This window comes from Pseudomonas sp. IT-P171, from assembly GCF_949767765.1.
GTDB lineage: Bacteria > Pseudomonadota > Gammaproteobacteria > Pseudomonadales > Pseudomonadaceae > Aquipseudomonas > Aquipseudomonas fluorescens_B.
On the sequence record NZ_CATKQN010000044.1, the window covers coordinates 344,514 to 368,715 of the forward strand.

The following is a 24,202-nucleotide window of genomic DNA, read 5'->3' on the forward strand; positions in this document are numbered from 1 at the left end:
ATCTCTCCGCCGATGGGCGCCATGTATAAGGGAAAAAGCGGTCCGCCCGACAATTGATTTCGCCAATCGCCACGCATGGACAATCAACGGCGCTTGCGTGAACCCAGTTGAATCCACGTCGGGGCATGGTCGCTGGCATGTGGCTCGTTGCGCACCCACGCATCGACACCCGCGTCTTGCAAATAAGGACTCAGCGCCGGGTTGAGCAACAGATGATCGATGCGCAACCCGGAATTTTTCTGCCAATGCTGTCGGAAATAGTCCCAGAAGGTGTAGAGCCGATCCTCCGGATACAGATGGCGCAGGGCGTCGGTCCACCCCTGATCCAGCAACCGTTGATAACACTCGCGGCTTTCCGGTTGCAGCAGCGCATCCTTGAGCCAGGACCGTGGGTTATAGATATCCAGGTCAGTCGGCACCACGTTGTAGTCACCGGCCAGCACCACCGGGTGTTCGCTGCTCTGGAGATCCTTGGCGTAGGCAATCAGCCGCTCGAACCAGGCCAGCTTGTAATCGAACTTCGGCCCCGGCTGCGGATTGCCGTTTGGCAGATACAGGCAGCCCACCAGGACACCGTGCACGGCGGCCTCCAGATACCGACTGTGGGTATCACCGTCGTCACCCGGCAAACCACGGCGACTCTCCAGTGGTTGCGCATCCCGGGCCAGAATCGCCACCCCGTTCCACGAGGCTTGACCCTGCCATATCGCGCCGTAGCCGGCAGCCTCAAGCTCTGCGGCAGGAAATGCACTGTCCACCGACTTGAGCTCCTGCAGGCAGGCGATGTCCGGTTTCTCCCGCTCCAGCCAGGCCAGCAGGTTTGGCAGCCGGGCGCGCATGCCATTGACGTTGAACGTTGCGACTCGCAGATTCTTCATGGGCCAGCGCTCCGGACATGTGTGTTCAGTGTGTGACATCCACGCATTCCGGTGGTTGCGTCGGCCGGATCGACGATGGCGCCCAACAATGATCCCGGTGAGCCTTCCGGCGGCCACAGCAGCGACGGCGGCAATAAGGGCGATGGCGGCTCGGGCTCTTCAAGCGACAGCTCCGGCGAAACGGGCAGCTCCAGTCGCTCAGGTGCGGGAGGCGAAACTGGCGGTAGCTGACCGTGCGCAAGCCGACTTCATCTCAACGATCCGAGCGCATCAGTTCCCCGACACCGCCGTCCATCGACAGCACCGCCGAACGGTTTCGTCCGGAATGCTTGGCCTGATACAACGCTGCGTCCGCGCGCTCAATGAGCACTTCGGTGCTGTCCAGGCGCGTCGGTACGAAGGCATAACAACCGAGACTGACCGTCACATAACCACTGGGCGCGGCGCTGTGATTGATGTTCCGGGTCATGACGCTGCGGCGGATCTGCTCGGCAATGACCATCGCACCCTGAATATCCGTATTCGGCAGCAACACAGCGAATTCCTCGCCGCCGTAACGCACCGCCAGATCGGTGGTTCGATGGCAGCAACTCTTCACCACCCTCGCCACTTCGGCCAGGCAATGGTCACCCGCGACATGGCCGTAAGCGTCGTTGTAGCGCTTGAAGTAATCGATATCGAGCATGATCAGGCTCAACGAACTCGACTGCCGGATTCCACGGCCAAACTCGAGGTCCAGCGCTTGTTCGAACAGTCGGCGATTGGCCAGGCCGGTGAGACTGTCATGGGTCGCGATCAGCTTCAGCGCCTCCTTGGCCTTGCGCAAATCCTTCTCGACCCGTTCACCGAGGCGCACCTGGCGCACGAACACCCAACCGAACAGCCCCACGCCCAGCACAACCAGCGCCACAATGACGCTGGATTTAAACGCCGTGTCATACCAGCCCTTGAGAATCGAATCCCGGGACGAGGCCGCGGACACCACCAGCGGATAGGCGTCGAGTTGCCGGTAGCCTTGCAAGCGGACAGTGCCATCGAGTACAGAACTGATCATGGCGTTGCCGGACATTGCGCCTGCCAGGTACTTGCTGAAAATCTCCCCTTTGGCCAGTGACTGGCCAATCTGCGCTTCCACAAACGGCCGTCGCGCCAGCAGCGTTCCGTCAGTCAGCGCCAGAAAAATAGAGCCGTCGTCATCGATACTGAAGCTTTTGAAAAACTGATCGAAGTAGGACATTTTGATGCCGGCCAGCAACACGCCCTGAAAATGGCCGTCCTTGTCATTCACCCGCTTGGAAACCGGAATGATCCACTCGCCATTCACGCGACTGCGAATCGCCGGGCCGATGTGCGCCAGGGACGATACGTTCTGCTGGTGAAACAGGAAATAGTCGCGGTCCGCCACGCCGGGGCCGCGGGGCAGATCCTCGAATGAGGTGACGACCCATTGCCCCTTTTGATCGAACAGGAAGATCCCGTGCAACTGACTGAGTGTCTGTACCCGTCGGGCAAACGTTTTCTGTAGACGCGGGATCTGCGCCGGGACGAACCCGTCAACCTGAATCCAGTCCGCCAGGCTGGTCAGTACCAGGTCGGCTTTCATGAACGTGTCTTCAGCCTGCTGGGCCATGGCGCGGGTGAGGTTCGAAGACGCCACTTCGGCCACCGCCAGATCGTGCCGGCGCGATTGCTCCAGTTGCAGATAAAGCAAACCGCACAGGCACAGACACACCACGACAATAAACAGCACCGCCGCCTTGCGCAGGGGTAGCCGTTTCAAATTGACGCCACTGGCGTCGCGCGGGTCGTCACCGGAGATAGGCAAAAGCTCGTCCTGCAAGGGTAAGGCATGGGCGAAGGCCCAAAACCCTTAATGTTTGCGAGCTTAGTCTACGGGATGGTGCGGGGCAATTGTCCTTTGGGCAGGCGTCGCATTGCACTGCGCAAATGCGCTTGAGCACTTTCTGCATCTCCCAGGCGCATTTGTTCGTAGGCACGTTGCGCAATGGCGGGAGGCACTGGCTTGAGATCGCGCTGGGTCGCCATCGCCATCAATTGCACCTGGGCGGCGCGTTCCAGGTAATACAGATCATCCCAGGCTTCGGCGATGGTCGGCCCTGCGACGATCACGCCGTGGTTCTTCAAAAACAGGACGTCGGCATTGCCCATGACGCTGGCAATCCGGTCACCTTCGGACTCATCGAGGGCCAGGCCGTTGTAATCCTCGTCCACCGCCGTACGCCCGTAGAATTTCAACGCTGTTTGCCCCAGCCACAATAGCGGCGGGCCTTGCAGCAAGCACAACGCCGTGGCGTGGGGCATGTGCGTGTGGAACGCCACTTTGACCCTCGGCAGCAGTTTGTGCAGGCGCGCATGGATGTAAAACGCGGTCGCCTCGGGCTGGCCTTCGCCGGCCACGACGTTGCCGTGGAAGTCGCAGACCAACAGGTTGTCCGCAGTGACTTCTGCAAACGCGTAGCCGTAGGGGTTCACGAAAAACAGATCATCGCGCCCCGGCACCATGGCGGAAAAGTGATTGCAGATCCCCTCCTCCAGCCCATGCAGTGCCGCCAGTTGAAAGCACGCCGCCAATTCCGAGCGCGCCGTGATGACAGCCGGCAAGTCCAGGTTCAGGTCGGTGTAACGGGCGGAACGGGAACCGCCTGCAAGAGTGTGTGCCATGGCAATGACTCCGGGGTTTACCAGCCAAGGGATTCGAACAAGGGCAGGACTTGATCCAGCGTGCTCAATATCGCATCGGGTTGATAGTCGGGCAGCAATTGGCGACCGGTGCCGCGGTCGATCCACACGCAGCGAAAATGCATATCGCGCGCGGCGGTGTGGTCCAGCGTCGGGCTCGCGCAGATGTGCACCACCTGATCACGACTGACGCCCAGCTGCGCGTGAGCGTAGTCGAACAACCGCGGATCGGGCTTGTAGGCGCCGGCCTGCTGGGCGGTGATGACCCGATCGATGTGGCCACCGAGTTGCGCCACGTTGCCGGCGATGATGTCGTCATCGGTGTTGGACACGATGCACAACTTGAAGCCCATCGTCTTGAGCCGGGCAAGCGTGTCGATCACCTCGGGAAACGGCGGCATTTTCGGGATTGCCGCTGCCAGCCGTTGACTGTCTTCGTCCGAGCTCGCCAACCCCAGATCCTCCAGCGCCATTTGCAACCCAAGGGTGCTCAACTGCCGGAACGCACGATGCGGCGGTGTCTGCTCCAGCCGGTGTTCGTGCCGGTCATACACCTCGATCAGGCGATCGACATCGACGGTGTGATCACCCTTGTCGCGCAGGATCTGCGCGACCACGGCTTTCAAACCTTCATCCCATTGAATCAGCGTGCCGTAGCAATCGAAGGTCAGCCATTCGGGGCGTGGAGCGTTTTTGAGTGCCATGGTCATATCCTCTGAAAAGTGATCTTCAGGTTACGAGCGAACGGTGATAGTGTGAAATTAAATTAATATCGACTCGTCAGTGATAAATCGAATATCAAAGGAGCCCGCCATGCTCGATCTCGAACTGCTCAAGAGCTTCGTCTGCGTGGTGGACGAAGGCAGCTTCACCCGCGCTGCCGAACGTGTACACCGCACCCAATCCACCGTGAGCCAACAGGTTCGCAAACTGGAAGAACTGGTCGGGCATGCGCTGCTGCTTCGCGACCGCACAGGACAGAACATCAGCGTCACCGAGCACGGCGAGCTGCTGATTCACTATGCCCGGCGGCTGTTGGCCCTGTCCTCGGAGGCGGTGGAAGCCCTCGCCAGTGATCTCGACCTGGAAATACTGCGCATTGGCGTACCGGAGGATTTCGATGCACGGCGTATGGCTGTGATCCTCGCCGGCTTCAACCGCAGCCGACCTGAAGCGCGGCTGGAAACCGTCAGCGGCATGAGCACCGATCTCAAGCAAAAGCTCGCGACGGGCGCCATCGACATTGCACTGGTCAAGCGTGAACCGGACAGCGGCCCAAGCTGGGCGGCGTGGCCGGAAGCACTGGTGTGGGTCAAAGGTGCAGGGGTCGACTCCGCCCAGGGCGTCTTGCCGTTGGCGCTGTTCCCACAAGGCTGCATTTATCGGCAACGGGCAATCCGCCTGCTGGATGTGGCACAGCGACCGTGGCGGGTTGCGTTTGGCAGCCACAGCCTGACGGGGATTCAGGCGGCGGTGGCGTCCGGATTGGGCCTGTCGGTGCTGCCCGCTTCGGCGGTGTTGCCAGAGCACACCGTGTGCACTGATCTGCCCGAATTACCGCCAACAGAATTGGCGCTGATCAGTCGCGAAGGCGCGCTGACCGGATTGCAGCGAGGGCTGGTGGAGTTTTTGCGGGAGGCGCTGGGCAAGGCATGAACAGGAGAAATGGGCGTGAGATGAACGCCCGTTTCTCTATGCGGCTCAACTTCAAGGCGTCAGTTTCAAGTGCGCGTTGACTCTGCCGCTCTTCGGATCGACAAACCAATACTCATTGTTAGCGGTCTTCACCTGACCGCATTCGGTTGGGTAGCCTTTCGCTTCAATACAAATCACCCCGTCCTTCAGCGTCCACTTTTCCTTCTCCGGTTTGTAGGGCGCCATCTCGAATGTCTCGACTCCGTTCGGCGCAAAACTCATCGAATAAGGGTGACTGCCTTCTCGGGTGGTTCCGTAAAATTTCCTTCCCACCAGCGTGCTGGTTATCTGCGCGTCATCAAGGGCCACCGCCGATGCAGGCACCGGCGGTGGCTCGTAGTTACTACGCGGAGTGGTTGCGCAGCCTGCCAGGCAGACCAACAGGATGGACGCGCCGAACTTTAATGAAGTCATGCCACACCTTCCTTGTAAGTACCGGAAGAATTTCCAGTAAATCAAAGATTAGGCGATGCTGTTTTGGCGCCCCGGCGCAAGTGCCGAACGGTTGACAGCCATTTCCCCTACGGCTGCCCAGTTCCCGCCGATGCTGTCGCCGCATGTAGATTCAACACCGGCATTTGCGAAGGTCGATTCAATGCCCGCAGCAAGGGTTCATCGTAGCCATACACATCCGGTTTGAATGAGACGCGCCCGTCGCTGCCCAGATCGACTGTCCAATAGGCCAACAACACCGGCACCTTCACCGGTAGCCGAATATTCTCGGTCTTGCCATTGGCCAGCTGTTTCTGAATACCGGCGCTGTTCCACTTAACCGGGTCGTTGAACAGCAACTCCACCAGTTGCAGCGGGTTCTCCACCCGGATGCAGCCCGAACTGGTCGCGCGGACAGTCTTGGCAAACAGCTCGCGATGCGGCGTGTCGTGAAGATAAATCGCGTAGTTGTTGGGAAAGCGGATGACCACCTGGCCCAATGAGCTATCGGGCCCGGCATCCTGGCGCAAACTGATGCCACGCGGGTTGGTCCAGTCAACGGCCGCAGGATCCAGTTCGTGGCCTTCGCGATCGATCACACGAATACGGTTGGCGGCCAGGTAGCCGGGATTGCTCTGGATCTTCGGCAGCACGTCTTCCTTGAGGATCGTCGGCGGCACCGTCCAGGTCGGATTAAACGTGACGTAGGTGATCTGCGCCTGAAAGATAGGGGTATTGCGCGCCGCTTTACCAACCTGCACCCGGGATCGCCAGATCGGCTGGCCATCGCGGTACATCGCTACTTTGTAGCCGGCAATATCGACGATAACGAACGTGCCTTGAAGCTTGTAAAGCAGCCAGCGCGCCCGCTCCATGTTCACCCGAACCTGATCAATGCGTGCGTCAACGGGCACATTCAAAGCCGCCAGCGTCGTCGCCCCCGCTATCCCATCCGCTCCGAGGTATTGCTCGTTCTGATACTTTTTCACTGCGGCGGTGACGGCGCCATCGTACTTCGTACCATGGATCAATCGCGGATCGAGAAAACCTGCCGCGACCATCCTCGCGCGCAACTGCGCGACAGCCGGTTCGTCCATGCCAGGCTTGAGCGAATGGTCTACAACCACTTGCGGCCAGCCGCCCCGGTCCCGAATACCACGCAATTGCGCCAGCGCCTGACGCAATCCCACGTACACCGCTTCTTGCGGCGGAGCGATGGCAAATGCCTTCGCTACATCGTGATTGTCGAGCGCCGCGAAGAAAGCATTGACGTCGTCGCGCGGGTCGACGCCATCGGCGTCAAAATTCCAATGAATGTCGAGCCGCGCGGGATCGACCTTGCCCCGCCGCAGCTGCAGCAGCGCGGTAATAAACGTATGCGTCGTCGCCAAATCAAAGGCCGCCCGTTGCTCGGGGGTGACGGGCGTAGTCTGCATCGTGGCCCGGGATCGGATCAGCTCATCAATATGAAAATCCGTCGGGTTCAAACCATCGGCGTCAGTCGCGCTCAAGCTGGCGATCAATTGTGCGACGTCGCGGTCATCGGTCCACGCTGCGCGATAAGCGCGATGCGTATAAAAATCCATCACCAGACGGCTGACATCCACCCGCCGATGACGCGGCGCGGTCAGCAACGGCGGAAACGCGGTTTTCAGCGGCTCAAGCGAGGTCTGAATCGCCTGACCGACGTTATCGCCTGCTTCCGCCTCGATAACGGAGCTAGGCGCAATTGTCGGCTCAATCGGCGAAGTTTCCGCAAGCGCTGTGCCGCTGATCAGAAAGCCCATAAAAAATACGCGGCTTATGACGAATAACCTTGTTAAAAGCACCATGGATAATCCTTAATCTCCCGCATTCAACGCCTGGCTTTCAATGCACTGCTAGACTCGAACTTAACATGATGAGACATCTATATGGCGCCACTACGTATTGGCTATCTGCTGCCGGCCCTGCTATTGACTGCAATGTCCGTACCGTTAGCCTACGCCGATTCGCTCGCGGCCGCCCTCATCAAAGCGGCCCCGAAAGCCAACGCCAACGTCATTAACCTCGCCGTTCGCGCCTCGCAATGCAGCATCGCCCAAGGCGCTGCGCCTGTCCAAAGACTTGCGGTGATCGATTATTCCCTGCCCTCGACCGAACAGCGCCTGTGGGTGTTCGATTTGAAGAAGCGCAAGTTGCTGTTTCATGAACTGGTCGCCCACGGCCGCAACAGCGGCGAGAACATGGCCGTCAACTTCTCCAATCAAAATGAAAGCTTTGCCACCAGTCTCGGGCTGTATCGCACGCAACAGAGCTATGTCGGGCAAAACGGTTATTCGCTGCGCATGGAAGGCCTGGAGCCGGGTTTCAACGACAATGCGTTTGACCGGGCAATCGTGATTCATGGAGCGCCTTACGTCAGCCCGGTGCTTGCACGGGCCAATGGCCGAATCGGCAGAAGCCTGGGTTGCCCGGCGGTACGGCCGGCGATTGCACACAAGCTGATTGATTCGATGAAAGACGGGCAGTTGCTGTTTTCGTACTACCCGGATCAGCGCTGGTTGAAGAAATCTTCGTACATCAATTGCGGTAGCGGGACCGTGGCCACGGCGTCGAAATCCACAACCAACCGTTGACGCTTACTGTCCAAGTGACAACGCGTGACCGGTACCCGCGACGATCCAAGCTCCCCAACACGACAAAATAATCGGTGGCGGGCAGCCCCTTTGTAGAAGCTGCAGAAGACAGCACCTACGGCGCCAACCCGAAAAACGCCTGTATCAACCTCAAGTCCCTGCGCCGCTCCATACACCCGATCATGTGCCGATTCACCAATCCCTCACCCATGATCGGCACCGCCGCTACCCGAGGGTCATGGCTGACTTCCACCGATGACACCACCCCGACCCCCAATTGCGCCGCGACCGCCTCGGTCACGGCCTCGCGACTGTCCAGCTCCAGCAACACTCGCGGGTTTACCTTGGCCTGAACACAGGCTTCATCAAACGTGCGCCGGGTGATCGAACCTGGCTCGCGCAATACCATGATGACCTGATCCAGTTCCTTGAGCTGCACGCCCTTCGACTTTTGTGCCCACGGATGACCGGCGGGCACCAGCGCACATATCCGCGACTCGCTCAGTGCCTGCAAATGCAAACCCTTGCGCGGCTCGACCTCCGTCAGCACTGCCACGTCGGCATGTTCCGATAACAACGCCGCCAGGGTTTCCTGGGCATTGCCCAGGCGCAGGTTCACGGTGATCCCCGGATAACGCACGCGCAAACTGGCCAGCATCGGCATGACCATGTGCGGCCCGTCCGCCGCCACTTCCAGGCGGCCGGTGAGCAACTGACGATTGGCCTCCAGCATTACCTGCGCTTCTTCGGCCAGACCAAACATCGCCCGAGTGATCGCTGCGAGTTTGGTGCCCTCCTCCGTCAGCTCCACCCGTCGGGCGGTGCGCCGCAGCAAAGTGATCTGGTAGTGCTCCTCCAACGCCTTGATGTGGCCGGTGACTGCCGGCTGGCTAATGAACAGCCGCGCGGCGGCCCGGGTGAAGCTGCCCTCGCGGGCCACCGCATCAAAGGCGCGGAGCTGGAACAGGTTCATGAATAACCCTCACTGATGGCTGGCATAACAACAAACAATTTGATTGATAGCACGGCAAATTGCAATTTAAGCCCCGTAGCTTCATCCCATCGATTGCGAGGACACGAGAATGAGTACTGCCGAACCCATCCTGCTCACCCCCGGCCCGTTGACGACTTCGGCCCGCACCCGCCAGGCGATGATGGTCGACTGGGGTTCATGGGATGACCGCTTCAATCAACTGACCGCCAGCCTCTGCGAGCAATTGCTGGCGATCATCAACGGCGGCGACAGCCACCACTGCGTGCCTCTGCAAGGCAGCGGCACCTTCGCGGTCGAAGCGGCAATCGGCACGCTGGTGCCGCGCGACGGCAAAGTCCTGGTGCTGATCAACGGCGCCTACGGCAAACGCCTGGCGAAAATCTGCGAAGTGCTCGGCCGTTCCTTCAGCACGTTTGAAACCGCCGAAGACGAACCCACCACTGCCGCCGACGTTGACCGTCTGCTGCGGGCCGACGCCAGCATTACCCACGTCGCGCTGATTCACTGCGAAACCAGCACCGGCATCCTCAACCCGCTGCCGGAAATCGCCCAGGTCATTGCGCAACATGGCAAACGCCTGATCATCGACGCCATGAGTTCTTTCGGCGCGCTGCCGGTGGATGCGCAACAGGTGCCGTTCGACGCGCTGATCGCCGCTTCGGGCAAATGCCTGGAAGGCGTACCGGGGATGGGTTTCGTCTTCGCTCGCAAAGCATCGCTGGCCAATGCCGCCGGTAACTCGCACTCGCTGGCGATGGACCTTTTCGACCAGCACACCTACATGGCAAAGACCGGCCAGTGGCGCTTCACACCGCCGACCCACGTAGTCGCCGCGCTGCACGAGGCCCTGCTGCAATACAACGAAGAAGGTGGCTTGCCGGTCCGGCATCAGCGCTACGCCGACAACTGCAAAGTGTTGCTCGATGACATGGCGAAACTTGGCTTGCGCAGCTTCCTGCCCGCCGCCATCCAGGCGCCGATCATCGTCACTTTTCACGCACCGAAAGACCCGCGCTACCAGTTCAAGGAATTCTACGAACGCGTCAAGGCCAAGGGTTTCATTCTGTACCCCGGCAAATTGACCCAGGTCGAAACCTTCCGCGTCGGCTGCATCGGCCACGTCAACCAGACCGAGATGCACGCGGCCGTGGCGGCGATTGCCGACGTGCTGCGCGAGATGGAAGTGTTAGAGATCTAAACCACACCGATTTCCCCTGTGGGAGCGGGCTCGCGAATACGGACTGACATTCAACATAAATGTCGCTCGCTGCACCGCTTTCGCGAGCAAGTCGAATCGTCGCACCGCCGCTCCCACCAAAAGCAGCTCCTCATTAATCAGTTGCCACAGGATTTGATCACCATGAACTACACAAACCCAACCAAACTCCAGGCCGCCATCCTCGACTGGGCCGGTACCGTCGTCGACTTCGGTTCCTTCGCTCCCACGCAGATTTTTGTCGAGGCCTTCGCCGAATTCGACGTCCAGGTGTCCATCGAAGAAGCCCGTGGTCCCATGGGCATGGGCAAGTGGGACCACATCCGCACCCTGTGCGATCAGCCGGCAGTCGCCGAACGCTATCGCAAGGCATTCGGCCGCACGCCGACCGATGATGACGTCACCGCCATCTACCAGCGCTTCATGCCGTTGCAGATCGAGAAAATCGCCGAGCACTCGGCACTGATTCCGGGCGCGCTGGACACTATTGCCAACCTGCGCCAGCAAGGGATCAAGATCGGCTCGTGCTCCGGTTACCCGAAACAGGTCATGGACAAAGTGGTCGAGCTGGCTGCCACCAACGGCTACATCGCTGATCACGTGGTGGCTACCGACGAAGTGCCTAACGGCCGTCCATGGCCGGCTCAGGCGTTGGCCAACGTCATCGCCCTGGGCATCGACGATGTTGCTGCTTGCGTGAAGATCGACGACACCGTGCCCGGCATTCTCGAGGGCCGTCGCGCCGGTATGTGGACCGTCGCGCTGATCTGCTCGGGCAACGCGCTGGGCCTGGACTACGAAGGTTATCGCGCCCTCGGCAGCGATCAACTGGCGAGCGAGCGCAAGCGTATCCACGCGCTGTTCGAAGGTTCGCGCCCGCACTACATGATCGACACCATCACCGATTTGCCGGAAGTGATCGCCGACATCAACAAGCGTCTGGCCAAGGGTGAAATGCCGCAAAGCTACTGATTCACCAGCCAAAGTGCCGCGTTCCTACAAGGGAACGCGGCGCTTTTTTTTGCTCGATCACCTGATCTAGAGCATTGAACCGCCACTGGCGTCAGGCAAACCCGGCGAAACAGGATTACAGTGAAAGTGCACCGTCGACCAAGAAAGGTGGCTTGACCCGACCTGTGAGGATCACCGAATGCCGTGGAAAAACTCCGATTCACGCTACAGCACCGTCTCGATCACCCCGCACTGGTTGATGCTGGTCCTGCTGGCGCTGGTGTATGCCTGCATCGAATTTCGCGGGATCTTTCCTAAAGGCAGCGGCGGCCGAACGCTGATCACCGAATCGCACTTCATGCTGGGGCTGACTGTATTCGTGCTGGTCTGGCTCAGATTGTTCGCCCGCAGCCTCGGCCCGGCACCGCAGATCTTCCCCGCCTCACCGCACTGGCAAACCATCCTCGCCAGGTTGATGCACTGGGCGCTGTACATTTTCATGATCGCGATGCCGATCCTCGGTTGGCTGGTCACCAGTGCCAAGGGGCATCAGGTGATGTTCTATGGCTTTGATTTGCCGCTGCTGGTGTCGGAGGACAAGGCGCTGGCCAGGCAGATCGAAGGCTGGCATGTGCTCGGCGGCACCATCGGTTATTGGCTGATCGGGCTGCACGCCGTGGCGGGGCTCTATCATCACTATGTGGTGGGCGATAACACCTTGTTGCGGATGATGCCCAAGCGCGGTTGAACGCCTTTTATTGAAACCCGCGGCGGCCCTGCAAGCCGCCGGTGTGGACAAAGATCAGGCGAGTGCCCTTGGCAAATCGACCCGCCTCGATGTGCTGTTTGAGCGCCAACAGCGCTTTGCCCGTATACAGCGGCTCGAGGGGAATGCCGCTGGCCTGTTCGGTCTGCGCGATGAAGTCCAGTAACAACGGATCGACTTTGGCGAAGCCGCCGCGACTGGCGTCAAACAGTTCACACACGGGGTCGCGCAAGCCTGCTTCTTGCACAATCGATTCGACCTGCTGCGCCACACCATGGTCGTCGGGCACAGCAAGCGCGCCGTAAACCGGATGCTCCCCCGCTTCGGCCAGCACCAGGCCGGCCAGCGTGGTGCCGGTTCCACAGGCGAGCCACCAACCGTCGTAGCCGCTCCAGCCCAGACTGTTCAGTTGCTCACTGGCCATCACCTTCAACCGCATGCAGCCCTTTGCGCCGGGCAATCCTCCGCCACCTTCGGGCACCGGAAGCAGATCGGGATATTGCGCCCGCCAGGGTTCCCAGAAACCCGCCTCGTGCCGCGCGCGATAACCACCATAACCGAGCCAGTGCAACTGCATGCCGAATGCTTGCAAGTCTTTGACCGTAGGGGTTTCTTGCGGATGACCGCGCAGCAAACCCACCGTTTTGAACCCCAAGCGTTTGCCGGCAGCCGCCAGTGCATGCAGATGATTGGAATGAGCACCGCCCAGGCTGATGATGCCTTCGGCACCGGCGAGGTCGGCGGCTTTGAGGTGTTCGATGAGCTTGAACCACTTGTTGCCGCTGATCAGAGGGTCGATCTGGTCGAGGCGCAGGATGGCGAGTTCGATGCTCGATCGGCTTAGCCAATCAAGACGAAGGGGTTCGAGCGGGGCTTGGGGTAGCCAGTCACTGGGAGGGAGAAACATCGATGCCGGCTCTGGGTAAACAGCCAGCATCTTAGCAGCCAATTTGTGGCGAGGGAGCTTGCGCCCGCTGGAGTCCGAAGGACTCCTTTTATCAGCAATGGTGTTGTGTCAGGTTAATCACCATCACTGATTTACGGCTGCTGCGCAGCCGAGCGCGAGCAAGCTCCCTCGCCACAGGGATTGCGGTGATTACAACTGCGCAGCCAACCGCGAGCCCTGATTGATCGCCCGCTTCGCGTCCAGCTCTGCCGCCACGTCCGCGCCGCCAATCAAATGCACGTTCTGCCCGGCCGCGACCAACCCGTCGTGCAACTCACGCAACGGATCCTGCCCGGCGCAAATCACGATGTTGTCCACCGCCAGCACTTGCGGCTCGCCGGTTTCACCAATGCGAATGTGCAAGCCTTCGTCATCGATCTTCAAGTATTCGACGCTGTTGAGCATCTGCACCTGCTTGTTCTTCAGACCCGTGCGGTGAATCCAGCCGGTGGTCTTGCCCAGGCCGTCGCCGACCTTGGATTTCTTGCGTTGCAGCAGGAACACTTCACGGGCCGGCGCATGCACTTCGGCCTTGACGCCGGCCACACCACCACGGGCTTCCAGATGCGTGTCGATGCCCCACTCTTTCCAGAACGCTTCGCGGTCGAGGCTGGTGGCCACGCCTTGATGCACCAGGAATTCCGACACATCAAAACCGATACCGCCCGCGCCGATGACCGCGACACGTTTACCCACCGGTTTGCGTTGCAGAATCACATCGAGGTAGTTCAGCACCTTGGCGTTCTCGACACCCGGAATCGCCGGCGTTCTTGGAGCAATACCGGTCGCCAGAATGATCTCGTCGTAACCGCCTTCCACCAGTTTCGCCACGTCAACGCGGGTGTTCAGGCAGACCTCGACGTTGGTGGTCTGCAACTTGCGGTTGAAGTAGCGCAGGGTTTCAAAGAACTCTTCCTTGCCCGGCACGCGCTTGGCGATGTTGAACTGGCCGCCGATTTCGCTGGCCGAATCGAACAGCGTCACCTGATGGCCACGTTCGGCAGCCACGGTTGCAGCCGACAGACCCGCAGGGCCGGCACCGACCACCGCGACCTTCTTGATCTGCTGCACCGGCAGGTAATTGAGTTCGGTCTCATGACAGGCCCGCGGGTTGACCAGGCACGTGGTCAACTTGCCGCCGAACGTGTGATCGAGGCACGCCTGGTTGCAACCGATGCAGGTGTTGATTTCATCGGCACGGCCCGCGGCGGCCTTGTTGACGAAGTCCGGGTCGGCCAGGAATGGCCGCGCCATCGACACCATGTCGGCATCGCCTTCCGCCAATATCTGCTCGGCCACTTCCGGGGTGTTGATACGGTTGGTGGTGATCAGCGGAATGCTCACCGAGCCACGCAATTTGGCGGTGACCTTGCTGAACGCCCCACGCGGCACTTTGGTGGCGATGGTCGGAATCCGCGCTTCGTGCCAGCCGATACCGGTGTTGATGAGGGTCGCGCCGGCCTGCTCGATGGCCTTGGCCAGCGTCACGATTTCTTCCCAGGTGCTGCCGCCCTCCACCAGGTCGAGCATCGACAGACGGAAGATAATGATGAAATTCGGGCCAACGGCTTCGCGCACGCGACGGACGATTTCCACCGGCAGGCGCATACGGTTTTCGTAGCTGCCGCCCCAACGGTCGGTGCGGTGGTTGGTGTGGGCCGCGAGGAACTGGTTAATGAAATAACCTTCGGAGCCCATGATCTCGACGCCGTCGTACTCGGCTTTTTGCGCCAGGGCCGAGCAGGTGACGAAATCGTTGATCTGCTTCTCGATGCCCTCCTCGTCCAGTTCCTTGGGCTTGAACGGGTTGATCGGCGCCTGGATGGCGCTCGGCGCAACCTGTTTCGGGCTGTAGGCATAACGACCGGCGTGAAGAATCTGCATGCAGATCTTGCCGCCCGCCTCGTGCACCGCTCGGGTCACGATCTGGTGTTTGAGCGCTTCTTCTTCAGTGGTCAGCTTGGCCGCGCCAGAGTACACACCGCCTTCGTCGTTCGGGCCGATACCCCCCGTGACCATCAGGCCAACGCCGCCACGGGCACGTTCGGCAAAGTAGGCAGCCATACGCTCGAAACCGCCGGGTTTCTCCTCCAGACCGGTGTGCATCGAGCCCATCAGGGTACGGTTGCGCAGCGTGGTAAAACCCAGGTCCAGCGGGGCCAACAGGTGCGGGTAATGAGCGGCGGTCATCGGTAACTCCACAACGAGCGATCACGGAAAAAGTGTGGGCGCTCTTTGGCGCCCCTCTGTCTTGTGTAACAGACTATGAGCACTCCCCCGGCCGCTCAATGACCGTAACTGACAACTTATTGATCCAAATGCGCAGCAGCCCTTGGCAAGCGCCGACATGAGCCCTACCCTAGTCAGCGAACCCTGCAAACGGCCGTCGACTGTTTTCCCATGCGCAAACTTCTGTACCTGACTTTCTCCATGGCATTGATTGCCGCCCTGACAACCTACGCCATGTGGGCCGCGGACCGTCCGGTGGGTCATTACCTGTCGGACCTGCGAATCGATCTCGCCATCGATCAAGGCACCCCTGCCGATCGCGGCAACCTGCTGGGCATCCAGCCGGAACTCTTCCCCACCGACTATCAAAGCGCCGAACGCCTGCACCGCAAACTCGCGGCCTATCTGCAGAAAGCCCAGGAACAGGGCTTGTTGAATGAAAAAACCATCGTCGTGCTGCCTGAACATGTCGGCACCTGGTTGATGGTCAGTGGCGAAAAAGACGAGCTGTACCAGGCCACCACCATCAAGGAAGCCATGAACTGGCTGGCGGTGAGCAATCCCTTGCAGTTCGTCCGCGCCCTGATCAGCGCCAAGGGCGACAACCGCCTGGACGATGCGCACCTGCGCATGAAAGCCAAAGGCATGGCCAAGGAGTACCAGGCGCTGTTCGGTGGTCTGGCGAAAGAATTTCACGTGACACTGGTGGCGGGCTCCATCGTGCTGCCTGAGCCGAGCATCATCGACGGCACCCTGAAAATCGGTCGCGGCGCGCTGTACAACAGCAGCGTGGTGTTCGGTCGCGATGGTCTGCCGATTGGCCAGCCACAGCGCCAGATGCACCCGATTTTCGCCGAGCATGATGTCATCGAAGCAAATGGCGAACACACGCTCAGCGTCGTCGACACCCCGGCCGGCCGTCTGGGCGTGCTGATCGGTAGCGACAGTTGGTACCCGGGCAACTACCGCAAACTCGACGATCAGGGTGCGCAGTTGGTCGCGGTACCGGCGTTCGTCAGTGGTCGCGGGACCTGGGACAAGCCATGGCGCGGTTACAAAGGTTTGTCGACGCCCGGCTCCGTCAGTCTCAAGGCTGGCGAGCTCAGCGAAGGCCAGGCCTGGCATCGCCTGACACTGACCGCTCAACCGCCCAGCAGCCAGGCCATTGCCGGTGTGAGTGTGTTCCTGCGCGGGCAATTCTGGGATCAGGGCAGCGCCGGGCAGAGCTTTCTCAGCAGCAACGGCCAGCATTTCGTCGGTGGAAATGTCCGTGGCGCGCGCTTGCTGAATCTTTGGTTGTAAGCCATGAAACCGTTGCCGATGCGTCTGGGCGATTTGTCGGTCGGCTTTGTTCATAGCCTGGCCGACGCGGTGCGCAGTCACGGCATCGATCCTCAGCCCCTGCTCGACCAGTATGGCCTCGACCCCGCGCGGCTTGGCGAAGCCTGCGCCCGGCTGTCGATCCCGCGTTACATGCGCCTGGGCCACGGCGCGATTCAACTGACCGACAACCCGGCGCTGGGTTTGCGCATGGGCCAGCTCAGCCGTCTGAGCCAGGCCGGCCTGGCCGGAGTCACCGCCGCGCAGGCGCCGACAGTACGGGAAGCGGCACGTTGCCTGATTCGCTTCGAAGCCTTGTACGGCTCCAACTATCGCGGTCAATCGAGCTTCCACGAAGACGCCCAAGGCGCCTGGCTGCGGTTCTATTCCATCAGTCCTTACAACGCCTACAACCGCTTCGTGGTGGATTCGATCATCGCCGGATGGTTGCAGCAATTGTCCAGCGTCAGCCCTGTTCCCTTGAGCGCCGAACGCATCGAAATCGAATTCGACGAACCGGATTACCACGACGCTTATGCGGTGCTGGGCGATTGCCCAATCCAGTTCAGCGCCGAACAGAACCAGCTGCGCCTGAGCCTGAACAGCCTCGCCCAGCGCAACCCGCTGCACTGCCCGAGTACGTGGCGGCACCTGTTGCAACTGTGTGAACGGGAACTGGAACAACTGACACGCACCCGCAGCCTGCGTGAACGCATCACTCAGTTACTGGGGCCGTTGCTCAATGGTGGCCGGGAACCCGACCTGGAAGAAGTGGCGGCACGCCTGAAGCTGCCTACCTGGACCTTGCGCCGCAAACTCGCCGAGGAAGGCACGCAGTTTCGTGCAATTCTCAACGACACCCGTCGCGACCTGGCCATGACCTACATTCGTGACACCGAACTGGCGTTCGGTGAAATCGCCTACCTGCTGGGCTTTGCCTCAGCGGAAGCGTTTCAACGCGCTTTCAAACGCTGGAGTGGCCAGACTCCCGGCGAATTTCGCCGCAGTCACCGCCAATCCGCCTGACGCTTACAGCTCGGTAGCGTCTTCGGCGGGTTCCAGCGGGTCCAGTTCAAACGCCTGAAACTCGAGCAGCTCTTCTTGATAATCGTCCATTGTGAATCTCCCACAGCTCATTGAAAAAACGCTTGAATAAATGACCAGCGCCTTGAGCATAAAGTGCCCGAGTGAAAGAAAAATGACGCAGGCACGACGCTTCGTCGCTACTGAATAAAACGTAGCAGGCGGTCAGGAATTTATCACAGGATTTTTTCGATACAGGCTGCAGGAATACGGCCTGGGTTGACGCGGATCAATTGAACGCTGTTCCGGGATCAACGAGCTGTGGGCTGATCCCGGAACGTCAGGAGCGATTACTGGCTGGTGACCGGCATGGCTGGAATCGGTTCGCTCGGAGGAGGCAAATCCGACTGCGGCGGTGGCGTGACGTTTTCCGTCGACGGCGCCGATTCAGTGTTTTCGGCCGGGGCGACCGGTGCGGGTTCAGGTGGGGGTGCAACCGGCTCCGCGGCAGGTGCCGGTGCAGGTTCAGCGGCGGGCGCAGGCTCCGGCGCCAATGCAGCCGGTGCGGCCTTGGTTTCAGGCACGCCCAGGTCGGTTTTCGGCTTCTCGACGATGTGCGCGGCTTTTTTCGCTTCCGGCGGCAGGAACAATTCCACCAGGGTGAAGAAGCGCTCGTAGAACTTCGCCGACGATACGGTTTCGCTGGCAACCTTGACCATCGAATCATCGGACGAGCCGATCGGCATCGATACCGAACCCAGCACACCCACACCAAGGCTGGCGGAATTGTTGGTTTTCTTCAGCGCATAGCGATCCTGCAGTGCGTTGGCAAACATGGTGGCGTGGTGACCTTCGCTGCCATCATCGGCACAGACCACACTGAAACTGATCTCCATGTGGGTATCGCCAGTCTGCTGGAAGCTTTTGTGACCACTGATCAGTTTCGGATCGCTGCTGGTAATGATGTAGCCCTGACTGAGCAGCGCCCGACGGGCGGCTTCGCAGGTTTGCGCATCGGTCACCGGATAGTTTCGCGAAAACGTTCCGGAGTCGTCGAAGTTCTCATGCTCATAGATGGGGGCTTTTTTCGACGAGCAACCGGCCGCGGCCGCCAGCACCAGAGCCAGCCCGACAACCCGCACGGGAAATGATTTAAACATTGAACATCCTGAAGAAAACGGTCCGGGGCGTATTGTGCAACAGATCGATGCTTAGCGTCGCACCGATTAGTGTCTTGAAACAGTTACAAGTGTAATGACTGCCATTTACAGGAAAAAGTCGTTCAGTAAAAAACCAGGCGACGGGGAGCGCCTGCCTACTTTTCCGTCACCCACAAAAAACCCCGGATTTTCGGCCGGGGTCTTTGTGTTGCGCGGGAAACTCAGTCAGGCATCAGAAACGCTTGATGTCCGCTTCGGCTTCCAGCTGCTTGCGGTAAGCCGCAAAGTCTTGCTGGCCAATGCGCGAGGCGAGGAAGCGACGGTATTGAGCCTTCTCTTCTTCGGTCGGCGCAGCGGCTTCATTGACGCCGTTCAGGCGCACGATCACCAGGCTACCATCGGCCAGGGTCACGCTGCCGAAGGTCGGCTTGTCTTTGGCGGCTGGTTTAGGCATGCGGAACAGCGCTTGCAGCACAGTCGGGTCGATCCCTTCCTGAGCGCGTGTCGCTGCTGCGGTGACTTTCCAGCTCTGACCCTCAATCGCCTTGTCCAGTGGCGCCTTGCCTTCGCGCAGGCTGGCGATCAGCTCGTCAGCCTTGGTCTTGGCGGCAGCACTGGCGTGCTCCTTGGCCAATTGCCCTCGGATGGCGGCAGACACGCTTTCCAGCGGCAATTGCGCAGGCTTCAAGTGCTCCTTGGCGCGCAACACGATCACGGTTTCCGGATCGAGTTCGATGGCGGTGCTGTTGGCACCCTCATCCAGCACTTCAGGACTGAACGCGGCAGTGATCACCGCACGGTTGGCTGTAACGCCTTCGCCACCTTCCCGGCCGAACGGCTTGGAGGTGTGAATGGTCAGTTTCAGGTCCTGTGCCGGCTGAGCCAGATCGGAGGACTCAAACGACGAGTCTTCCAGCTGCTTGGTCGCCTCGACGAAACGCTGCTCGACCTGCTGGGTTTTCAGTTCACGGGTCAGCTTGTCTTTCAGGCTGGCGAGGGTCGGAACTTCCGGAGCCTCGACGCCCAACAGCTTGATCAGGTGGAAACCGAAATCAGTGCGGACCGGAGCCGAAACCTGATCCTTGGCCAACGCGTACAGCGCTGTTTCGAAGGCCGGATCGTAGACACCAGGACCTGCGTAGCCGAGGTCACCACCGTTGTTCGCCGAACCCGGGTCCTGGGAGAACTCCTTGGCCAGGGCTTCGAACTTCTCGCCTTTGGCCAGACGGGCCTGGACTTCTTCGATTTTGGCCTTGGCTTGCGCCTCGGTCACCTTATCGTTCACTTCGATCAGAATGTGCGCCGCCCGGCGTTGCTCGGACAGGTTCGCGATTTCTTTCTGATACGCCGCCTGCAGGTCTTCGTCCTTGACGGTGACCTGATCGAAGAAGGAAGACTTCTTCAACTCGAGGTAATCAATGATCACCTGATCCGGCGTCATGAACTCCTTGACGTGTTCGTCGTAGTAGGCCTTGACCTCATCGTCGGTCAGCTTCACAGCCGCCGGGTCAGCCTTGACGTTCAGGGTCGCGAAATCGCGGGTCTGTTTTTCCAGACGGGCGAAGGCCAGAACCTGTGCGTCGGTGACGAAACCGCTACCTGCCAGACCCGCGCGCAGCTGACCGATCAGCATTTCCTGAGCCAGCATCTGGCGGAATTGCATGCGGCTGTAGCCGAGCTGACGAATAACCTGATCGAAACGCTCGGAGCTGAACTTGCCGTCCACCTGGAACTCAGGGGTTTGCAGGATCACTTGGTCCAAAGCCGCTTCGGAAAAAGCGAATTTCGAGTTTTCTGCGCCTTGCAGCAGCAGTTTGCGGTCGATCAAGCCTTTGAGGGCCGATTCGCGCAGCATTTTTTCGTCGAGCAAGGAAGCATCGAAATCCTTGCCCAGCTGTTGCATGAGCTGACGGCGTTGCATATCGACCGCCTGGCTCAGCTCGTTCTGGCTGATTTCCTCGCCGTTGACCTTGGCCGCATCGTTACGATGGGTAGTGGCCTGAAAAATGGCGTCGAAACCGGTCAAAGCCATCAGTGCAACGATGACCCCGATAATGGTCTTGGCAATCCAGCCTTGTGAATTGTCCCTGATATTCTGCAGCATGCGTCCCCCAGAAACGGTTGAACTTCAAAATTAGGCAACCGTGGAGCGTGGGTAGAATCCGGATAGAAGAAAGGCGCATCCGAGGATGCGCCTTCTCGTAACTGGCGGAACGGACCAAGGGTTCGAACTTGCGACCCTCGGCGTCTCGGATCGGCGACTCGCCGACTGGACTACCGCTCCGCTGCCAGGTCAGGCATGACCCCGACCCGGATAGGCAAAAACCTGAATCGAACTTAGTTGACAGCTTCTTTCAGTGCTTTACCGGCTTTGAAACCTGGTTTTTTGGCTGCTGCGATTTCCAGTGTCTTACCGGTCTGTGGGTTACGACCAATGCGAGCTGGACGATCAGTCACGGAGAAAGTACCGAAACCAACCAGAACAACAGAGTCGCCAGCCTTGAGAGCGCCAGTGACGGATTCGATTACAGCGTCCAGCGCACGGCCAGCAGCAGCTTTCGGGATATCAGCGGATGCAGCGATAGCATCAATCAGTTCCGACTTGTTCACTCTAAGTCCCCTTATATCTATTTGAGTATGATTCTAAGTTTTTTGGTGAAAGCAAAAACGAGTGCTGAATGGCCTACAGACACTTAAGAGCCGCTTTATAACAAGGGCTCTAAAAAGCTGTCAACAAGCCCCCCAGGCAAATGCGTACTAATGCGTGCTAATTCTTTCCTTAGAGTCAGACTCGCGTTTTTCATCCTTTGCAACTATCTCCGGAGCTACATCGGGCAAGGGCTCCGGCGCGTATTGCAGCGCAATTTGCAGGACCTCGTCAATCCATTTAACCGGTTTAATCTGCAGATCTTGCTTGATATTGTCAGGAATTTCCTTCAGATCGCGTACGTTCTCTTCAGGAATGATCACCGTCTTGATCCCGCCACGGTGAGCCGCAAGCAGTTTTTCTTTCAGACCACCAATCGCCAGCACTTGACCGCGCAGGGTGATTTCACCCGTCATGGCCACGTCAGCACGCACCGGAATACCGGTCAATGCCGACACCAGGGCCGTGCACATGCCTACACCGGCGCTAGGGCCATCCTTCGGGGTGGCCCCTTCCGGCATGTGGATGTGCGTGTCGCGCTTCTCGTGGAAGTCCAGGGGAATCCCCAAGCTCTTCGCGCGGCTGCGGACAACGGTCAACGCGGCAGTGATCGATTCGACCATCACGTCACCCAGCGAACCGGTCTTGATCAGTTGCCCTTTGCCTGGTACGACAGCGGCTTCGATGGTCAGCAACTCGCCGCCCACTTGAGTCCATGCCAGCCCGGTCACTTGACCGATCTGATCCTGCGATTCAGCCAGGCCATAGCGGAATTTGCGCACGCCGAGGAAGTGTTCCAGCATGTCGGCAGTGACCTTCACCGAGAAGCGTTTTTCCAGCGCATGCTCTTTGACCGCCTTGCGGCAAACCTTGGCAATCTGGCGCTCCAGCCCACGTACACCGGCTTCGCGGGTGTAGTAGCGGATGATGTCGCGGATCGCTTCGGCGTCGAATTCCAGCTCGCCTTTCTTCAGACCGTTGGCCGTGATCTGCTTCGGCGAAAGGTATTTGACGGCGATGTTGATCTTTTCGTCTTCGGTGTAGCCCGGCAGACGAATCACTTCCATCCGGTCGAGCAGCGCCGGCGGAATGTTCATGGAGTTCGAGGTGCACAGGAACATCACATCGGACAGGTCGTAGTCGACTTCCAGATAGTGATCGTTGAAGTTGTGGTTCTGCTCCGGATCGAGCACTTCCAGCAACGCCGACGCAGGATCGCCGCGCATGTCGCTGCCCATTTTGTCGATTTCATCGAGCAGGAACAGCGGGTTGCGGACGCCCACTTTTGTCATTTTTTGAATCAATCTTCCTGGCATCGAACCGATATAAGTCCGGCGATGACCACGGATTTCCGCTTCATCGCGCACACCGCCGAGGGCCATGCGTACGAATTTGCGGTTGGTCGCATGAGCAATCGACTCCGCCAGGGAGGTTTTACCCACACCAGGAGGACCGACCAGGCACAACACAGGACCCCGAATCTTCTTCACGCGCTTTTGCACGGCGAGGTACTCGAGGATCCGCTCTTTGACTTCTTCCAGACCGTAGTGGTCCGCGTCGAGGATGTCTTCTGCACGTGCCAGGTCCAGGCGCACTTTGCTCTGAGCCTTCCACGGCACCTGAACCAGCCAGTCGATATACGAACGCACCACGGTGGCTTCCGCGGACATTGGCGACATCTGTTTCAGCTTGTTCAGTTCGCCCTGGGCCTTGGCCAGGGCATCTTTCGGCAGGCCAGCAGCATCGATGCGCTTTTTCAGCTCTTCGATTTCGTTGTGGCCTTCATCGCTGTCGCCGAGCTCTTTCTGAATGGCCTTCATCTGCTCATTCAGGTAGTACTCGCGCTGGCTGCGCTCCATTTGTTTTTTGACGCGGCCGCGAATGCGTTTTTCGACTTGCAGCAGATCGATCTCGGCATCCAGCAACGCCAGGACGTGCTCGACCCGGGCCGACAAATCGATGATTTCGAGGATTTCCTGCTTCTGCTCGATTTTCAGGGCCATATGTGCGGCCATGGTGTCGACCAGGCGGCCTGGTTCGTCGATGCTGTTGAGCGACGACAGGACCTCAGCGGGGACTTTCTTGCCCAGCTGCACATATTGTTCGAACTGAGCCAGCAGGCTGCGGACAAACACTTCCGACTCGCGTTCAGGCGCGTCGACTTCGTCGATCAATGAGACTTCGGCACGGCAGTGGCCGTCCACTTCGCTGAAGCGCTCCACAGCGCCCCGCTGCTCACCTTCGACCAGAACCTTGACCGTGCCGTCAGGCAGCTTGAGCAGCTGCAGAACGGTAGCAATCGTACCTACGCGATAGAGTGCATCTTCACCGGGATCATCGTCAGCAGGATTTCTCTGAGCCAGCAGAAGGATCTGCTTGTCGCCCGTCATCGCAGCCTCGAGGGCTTCGATGGATTTCTCGCGCCCCACGAACAGCGGGATAACCATGTGCGGATAAACCACAACATCACGCAATGGCAGGAGAGGCAATTCGATGGTTGTCTTCATGATTTCGCCTCTACGGCGGCCATAAGGCCGTAAACAGATGGAAGTAAGCTTGAAACCAAGATGGGGGCTGCCTTCAAAAAAAACAAGCGCAAAGACAGGGTTAAAACGCGCAAAAAGCAA

General features: G+C 59.4%; 20 protein-coding genes. 7 read left to right on the top strand and 13 right to left on the bottom strand.

Annotated elements, in window-relative coordinates; genetic code table 11:
- Positions 1-83: 83 nt before the first annotated feature.
- From ACM6I5_RS21670 to ACM6I5_RS21685, 4 genes are all read right to left on the bottom strand, one after another.
- Complete coding sequence (locus tag ACM6I5_RS21670) at positions 84-878, bottom strand: exodeoxyribonuclease III (protein ID WP_017339678.1); 795 nt, start codon at positions 876-878, stop codon at positions 84-86.
- A gap of 253 nt (positions 879-1,131) precedes the next feature.
- Positions 1,132-2,703: a GGDEF domain-containing protein gene (locus ACM6I5_RS21675; RefSeq protein ID WP_017339679.1), complete on the bottom strand. Its 1,572-nt coding sequence runs from the start codon at positions 2,701-2,703 to the stop codon at positions 1,132-1,134.
- Between the two features lie 65 nt (positions 2,704-2,768).
- Positions 2,769-3,560, bottom strand: coding sequence for an aldolase (locus tag ACM6I5_RS21680; RefSeq protein ID WP_414884685.1), 792 nt, complete (start codon positions 3,558-3,560; stop codon positions 2,769-2,771).
- Positions 3,561-3,577: 17 nt separating this feature from the next.
- The gene (locus ACM6I5_RS21685) at positions 3,578-4,282 is read right to left on the bottom strand and encodes a haloacid dehalogenase type II (protein WP_414878683.1); all 705 of its coding nucleotides are present in this window, start codon (positions 4,280-4,282) and stop codon (positions 3,578-3,580) included.
- Positions 4,283-4,391: 109 nt separating this feature from the next.
- Here ACM6I5_RS21685 and ACM6I5_RS21690 point away from each other — a divergent pair, with 109 nt between their 5' ends.
- A complete protein-coding gene (locus tag ACM6I5_RS21690; RefSeq protein WP_414878682.1) occupies positions 4,392-5,234 on the top strand; it encodes a LysR family transcriptional regulator in 843 nt (280 codons plus the stop codon).
- 51 nt (positions 5,235-5,285) lie between these two features.
- Here the strand turns inward: ACM6I5_RS21690 and ACM6I5_RS21695 are convergent, their stop codons facing one another.
- The gene (locus ACM6I5_RS21695; RefSeq protein WP_017339683.1) at positions 5,286-5,687 is read right to left on the bottom strand and encodes a hypothetical protein; all 402 of its coding nucleotides are present in this window, start codon (positions 5,685-5,687) and stop codon (positions 5,286-5,288) included.
- Positions 5,688-5,794: 107 nt separating this feature from the next.
- On the bottom strand, positions 5,795-7,537 hold the full coding sequence (locus tag ACM6I5_RS21700; RefSeq protein ID WP_414878681.1) for a L,D-transpeptidase family protein: 1,743 nt from the start codon (positions 7,535-7,537) through the stop codon (positions 5,795-5,797).
- Positions 7,538-7,618: 81 nt separating this feature from the next.
- Between ACM6I5_RS21700 and ACM6I5_RS21705 the strand changes: the two genes are divergently transcribed.
- Positions 7,619-8,323: a murein L,D-transpeptidase catalytic domain family protein gene (locus tag ACM6I5_RS21705; protein WP_017339685.1), complete on the top strand. Its 705-nt coding sequence runs from the start codon at positions 7,619-7,621 to the stop codon at positions 8,321-8,323.
- A 115-nt stretch (positions 8,324-8,438) separates the two neighbouring features.
- Here ACM6I5_RS21705 and ACM6I5_RS21710 read toward each other — a convergent pair whose 3' ends face one another.
- A complete protein-coding gene (locus ACM6I5_RS21710; protein WP_017339686.1) occupies positions 8,439-9,296 on the bottom strand; it encodes a LysR substrate-binding domain-containing protein in 858 nt (285 codons plus the stop codon).
- A gap of 109 nt (positions 9,297-9,405) precedes the next feature.
- On the opposite strand from ACM6I5_RS21710, the gene ACM6I5_RS21715 reads away from it, so the two are divergent.
- The 3 genes from ACM6I5_RS21715 (at position 9,406) to ACM6I5_RS21725 (ending at position 12,232) form a co-directional block, all read left to right on the top strand.
- Positions 9,406-10,515 carry a 2-aminoethylphosphonate--pyruvate transaminase gene (locus ACM6I5_RS21715; RefSeq protein ID WP_017339687.1) on the top strand — a complete coding sequence of 370 codons (1,110 nt, stop codon included), beginning with the start codon at positions 9,406-9,408 and terminating at the stop codon, positions 10,513-10,515.
- 162 nt (positions 10,516-10,677) lie between these two features.
- Entirely contained in the window at positions 10,678-11,505 is an 828-nt protein-coding gene (phnX, locus tag ACM6I5_RS21720) for a phosphonoacetaldehyde hydrolase (RefSeq protein ID WP_017339688.1), read from the top strand.
- Positions 11,506-11,683: 178 nt separating this feature from the next.
- Complete coding sequence (locus tag ACM6I5_RS21725) at positions 11,684-12,232, top strand: cytochrome b (protein WP_414884687.1); 549 nt, start codon at positions 11,684-11,686, stop codon at positions 12,230-12,232.
- A 7-nt stretch (positions 12,233-12,239) separates the two neighbouring features.
- Here ACM6I5_RS21725 and ACM6I5_RS21730 read toward each other — a convergent pair whose 3' ends face one another.
- Complete coding sequence (locus ACM6I5_RS21730) at positions 12,240-13,157, bottom strand: 1-aminocyclopropane-1-carboxylate deaminase/D-cysteine desulfhydrase (protein WP_414884688.1); 918 nt, start codon at positions 13,155-13,157, stop codon at positions 12,240-12,242.
- Between the two features lie 189 nt (positions 13,158-13,346).
- The gene (locus ACM6I5_RS21735) at positions 13,347-15,386 is read right to left on the bottom strand and encodes an FAD-dependent oxidoreductase (protein WP_017339691.1); all 2,040 of its coding nucleotides are present in this window, start codon (positions 15,384-15,386) and stop codon (positions 13,347-13,349) included.
- Between the two features lie 210 nt (positions 15,387-15,596).
- Here ACM6I5_RS21735 and ACM6I5_RS21740 point away from each other — a divergent pair, with 210 nt between their 5' ends.
- Both ACM6I5_RS21740 and ACM6I5_RS21745 read left to right on the top strand, forming a co-directional pair.
- Positions 15,597-16,727 (top strand): carbon-nitrogen hydrolase family protein, encoded by a 1,131-nt coding sequence (locus tag ACM6I5_RS21740; RefSeq protein WP_017339692.1) that lies wholly within the window; start codon positions 15,597-15,599, stop codon positions 16,725-16,727.
- 3 nt (positions 16,728-16,730) lie between these two features.
- The gene (locus ACM6I5_RS21745; RefSeq protein ID WP_414884689.1) at positions 16,731-17,771 is read left to right on the top strand and encodes an AraC family transcriptional regulator; all 1,041 of its coding nucleotides are present in this window, start codon (positions 16,731-16,733) and stop codon (positions 17,769-17,771) included.
- Between the two features lie 347 nt (positions 17,772-18,118).
- Here the strand turns inward: ACM6I5_RS21745 and ACM6I5_RS21750 are convergent, their stop codons facing one another.
- The 4 genes from ACM6I5_RS21750 to lon all read right to left on the bottom strand — a co-directional run bounded on the left by ACM6I5_RS21750 (position 18,119) and on the right by lon (position 24,082).
- Complete coding sequence (locus ACM6I5_RS21750; protein ID WP_017339694.1) at positions 18,119-18,928, bottom strand: DUF2242 domain-containing protein; 810 nt, start codon at positions 18,926-18,928, stop codon at positions 18,119-18,121.
- Positions 18,929-19,160: 232 nt separating this feature from the next.
- Complete coding sequence (locus ACM6I5_RS21755; protein WP_414884690.1) at positions 19,161-21,032, bottom strand: SurA N-terminal domain-containing protein; 1,872 nt, start codon at positions 21,030-21,032, stop codon at positions 19,161-19,163.
- A gap of 233 nt (positions 21,033-21,265) precedes the next feature.
- On the bottom strand, positions 21,266-21,538 hold the full coding sequence (locus ACM6I5_RS21760; protein ID WP_002552737.1) for an HU family DNA-binding protein: 273 nt from the start codon (positions 21,536-21,538) through the stop codon (positions 21,266-21,268).
- A gap of 147 nt (positions 21,539-21,685) precedes the next feature.
- On the bottom strand, positions 21,686-24,082 hold the full coding sequence (gene lon, locus ACM6I5_RS21765; RefSeq protein WP_052909694.1) for an endopeptidase La: 2,397 nt from the start codon (positions 24,080-24,082) through the stop codon (positions 21,686-21,688).
- Positions 24,083-24,202 lie beyond the last annotated feature (120 nt).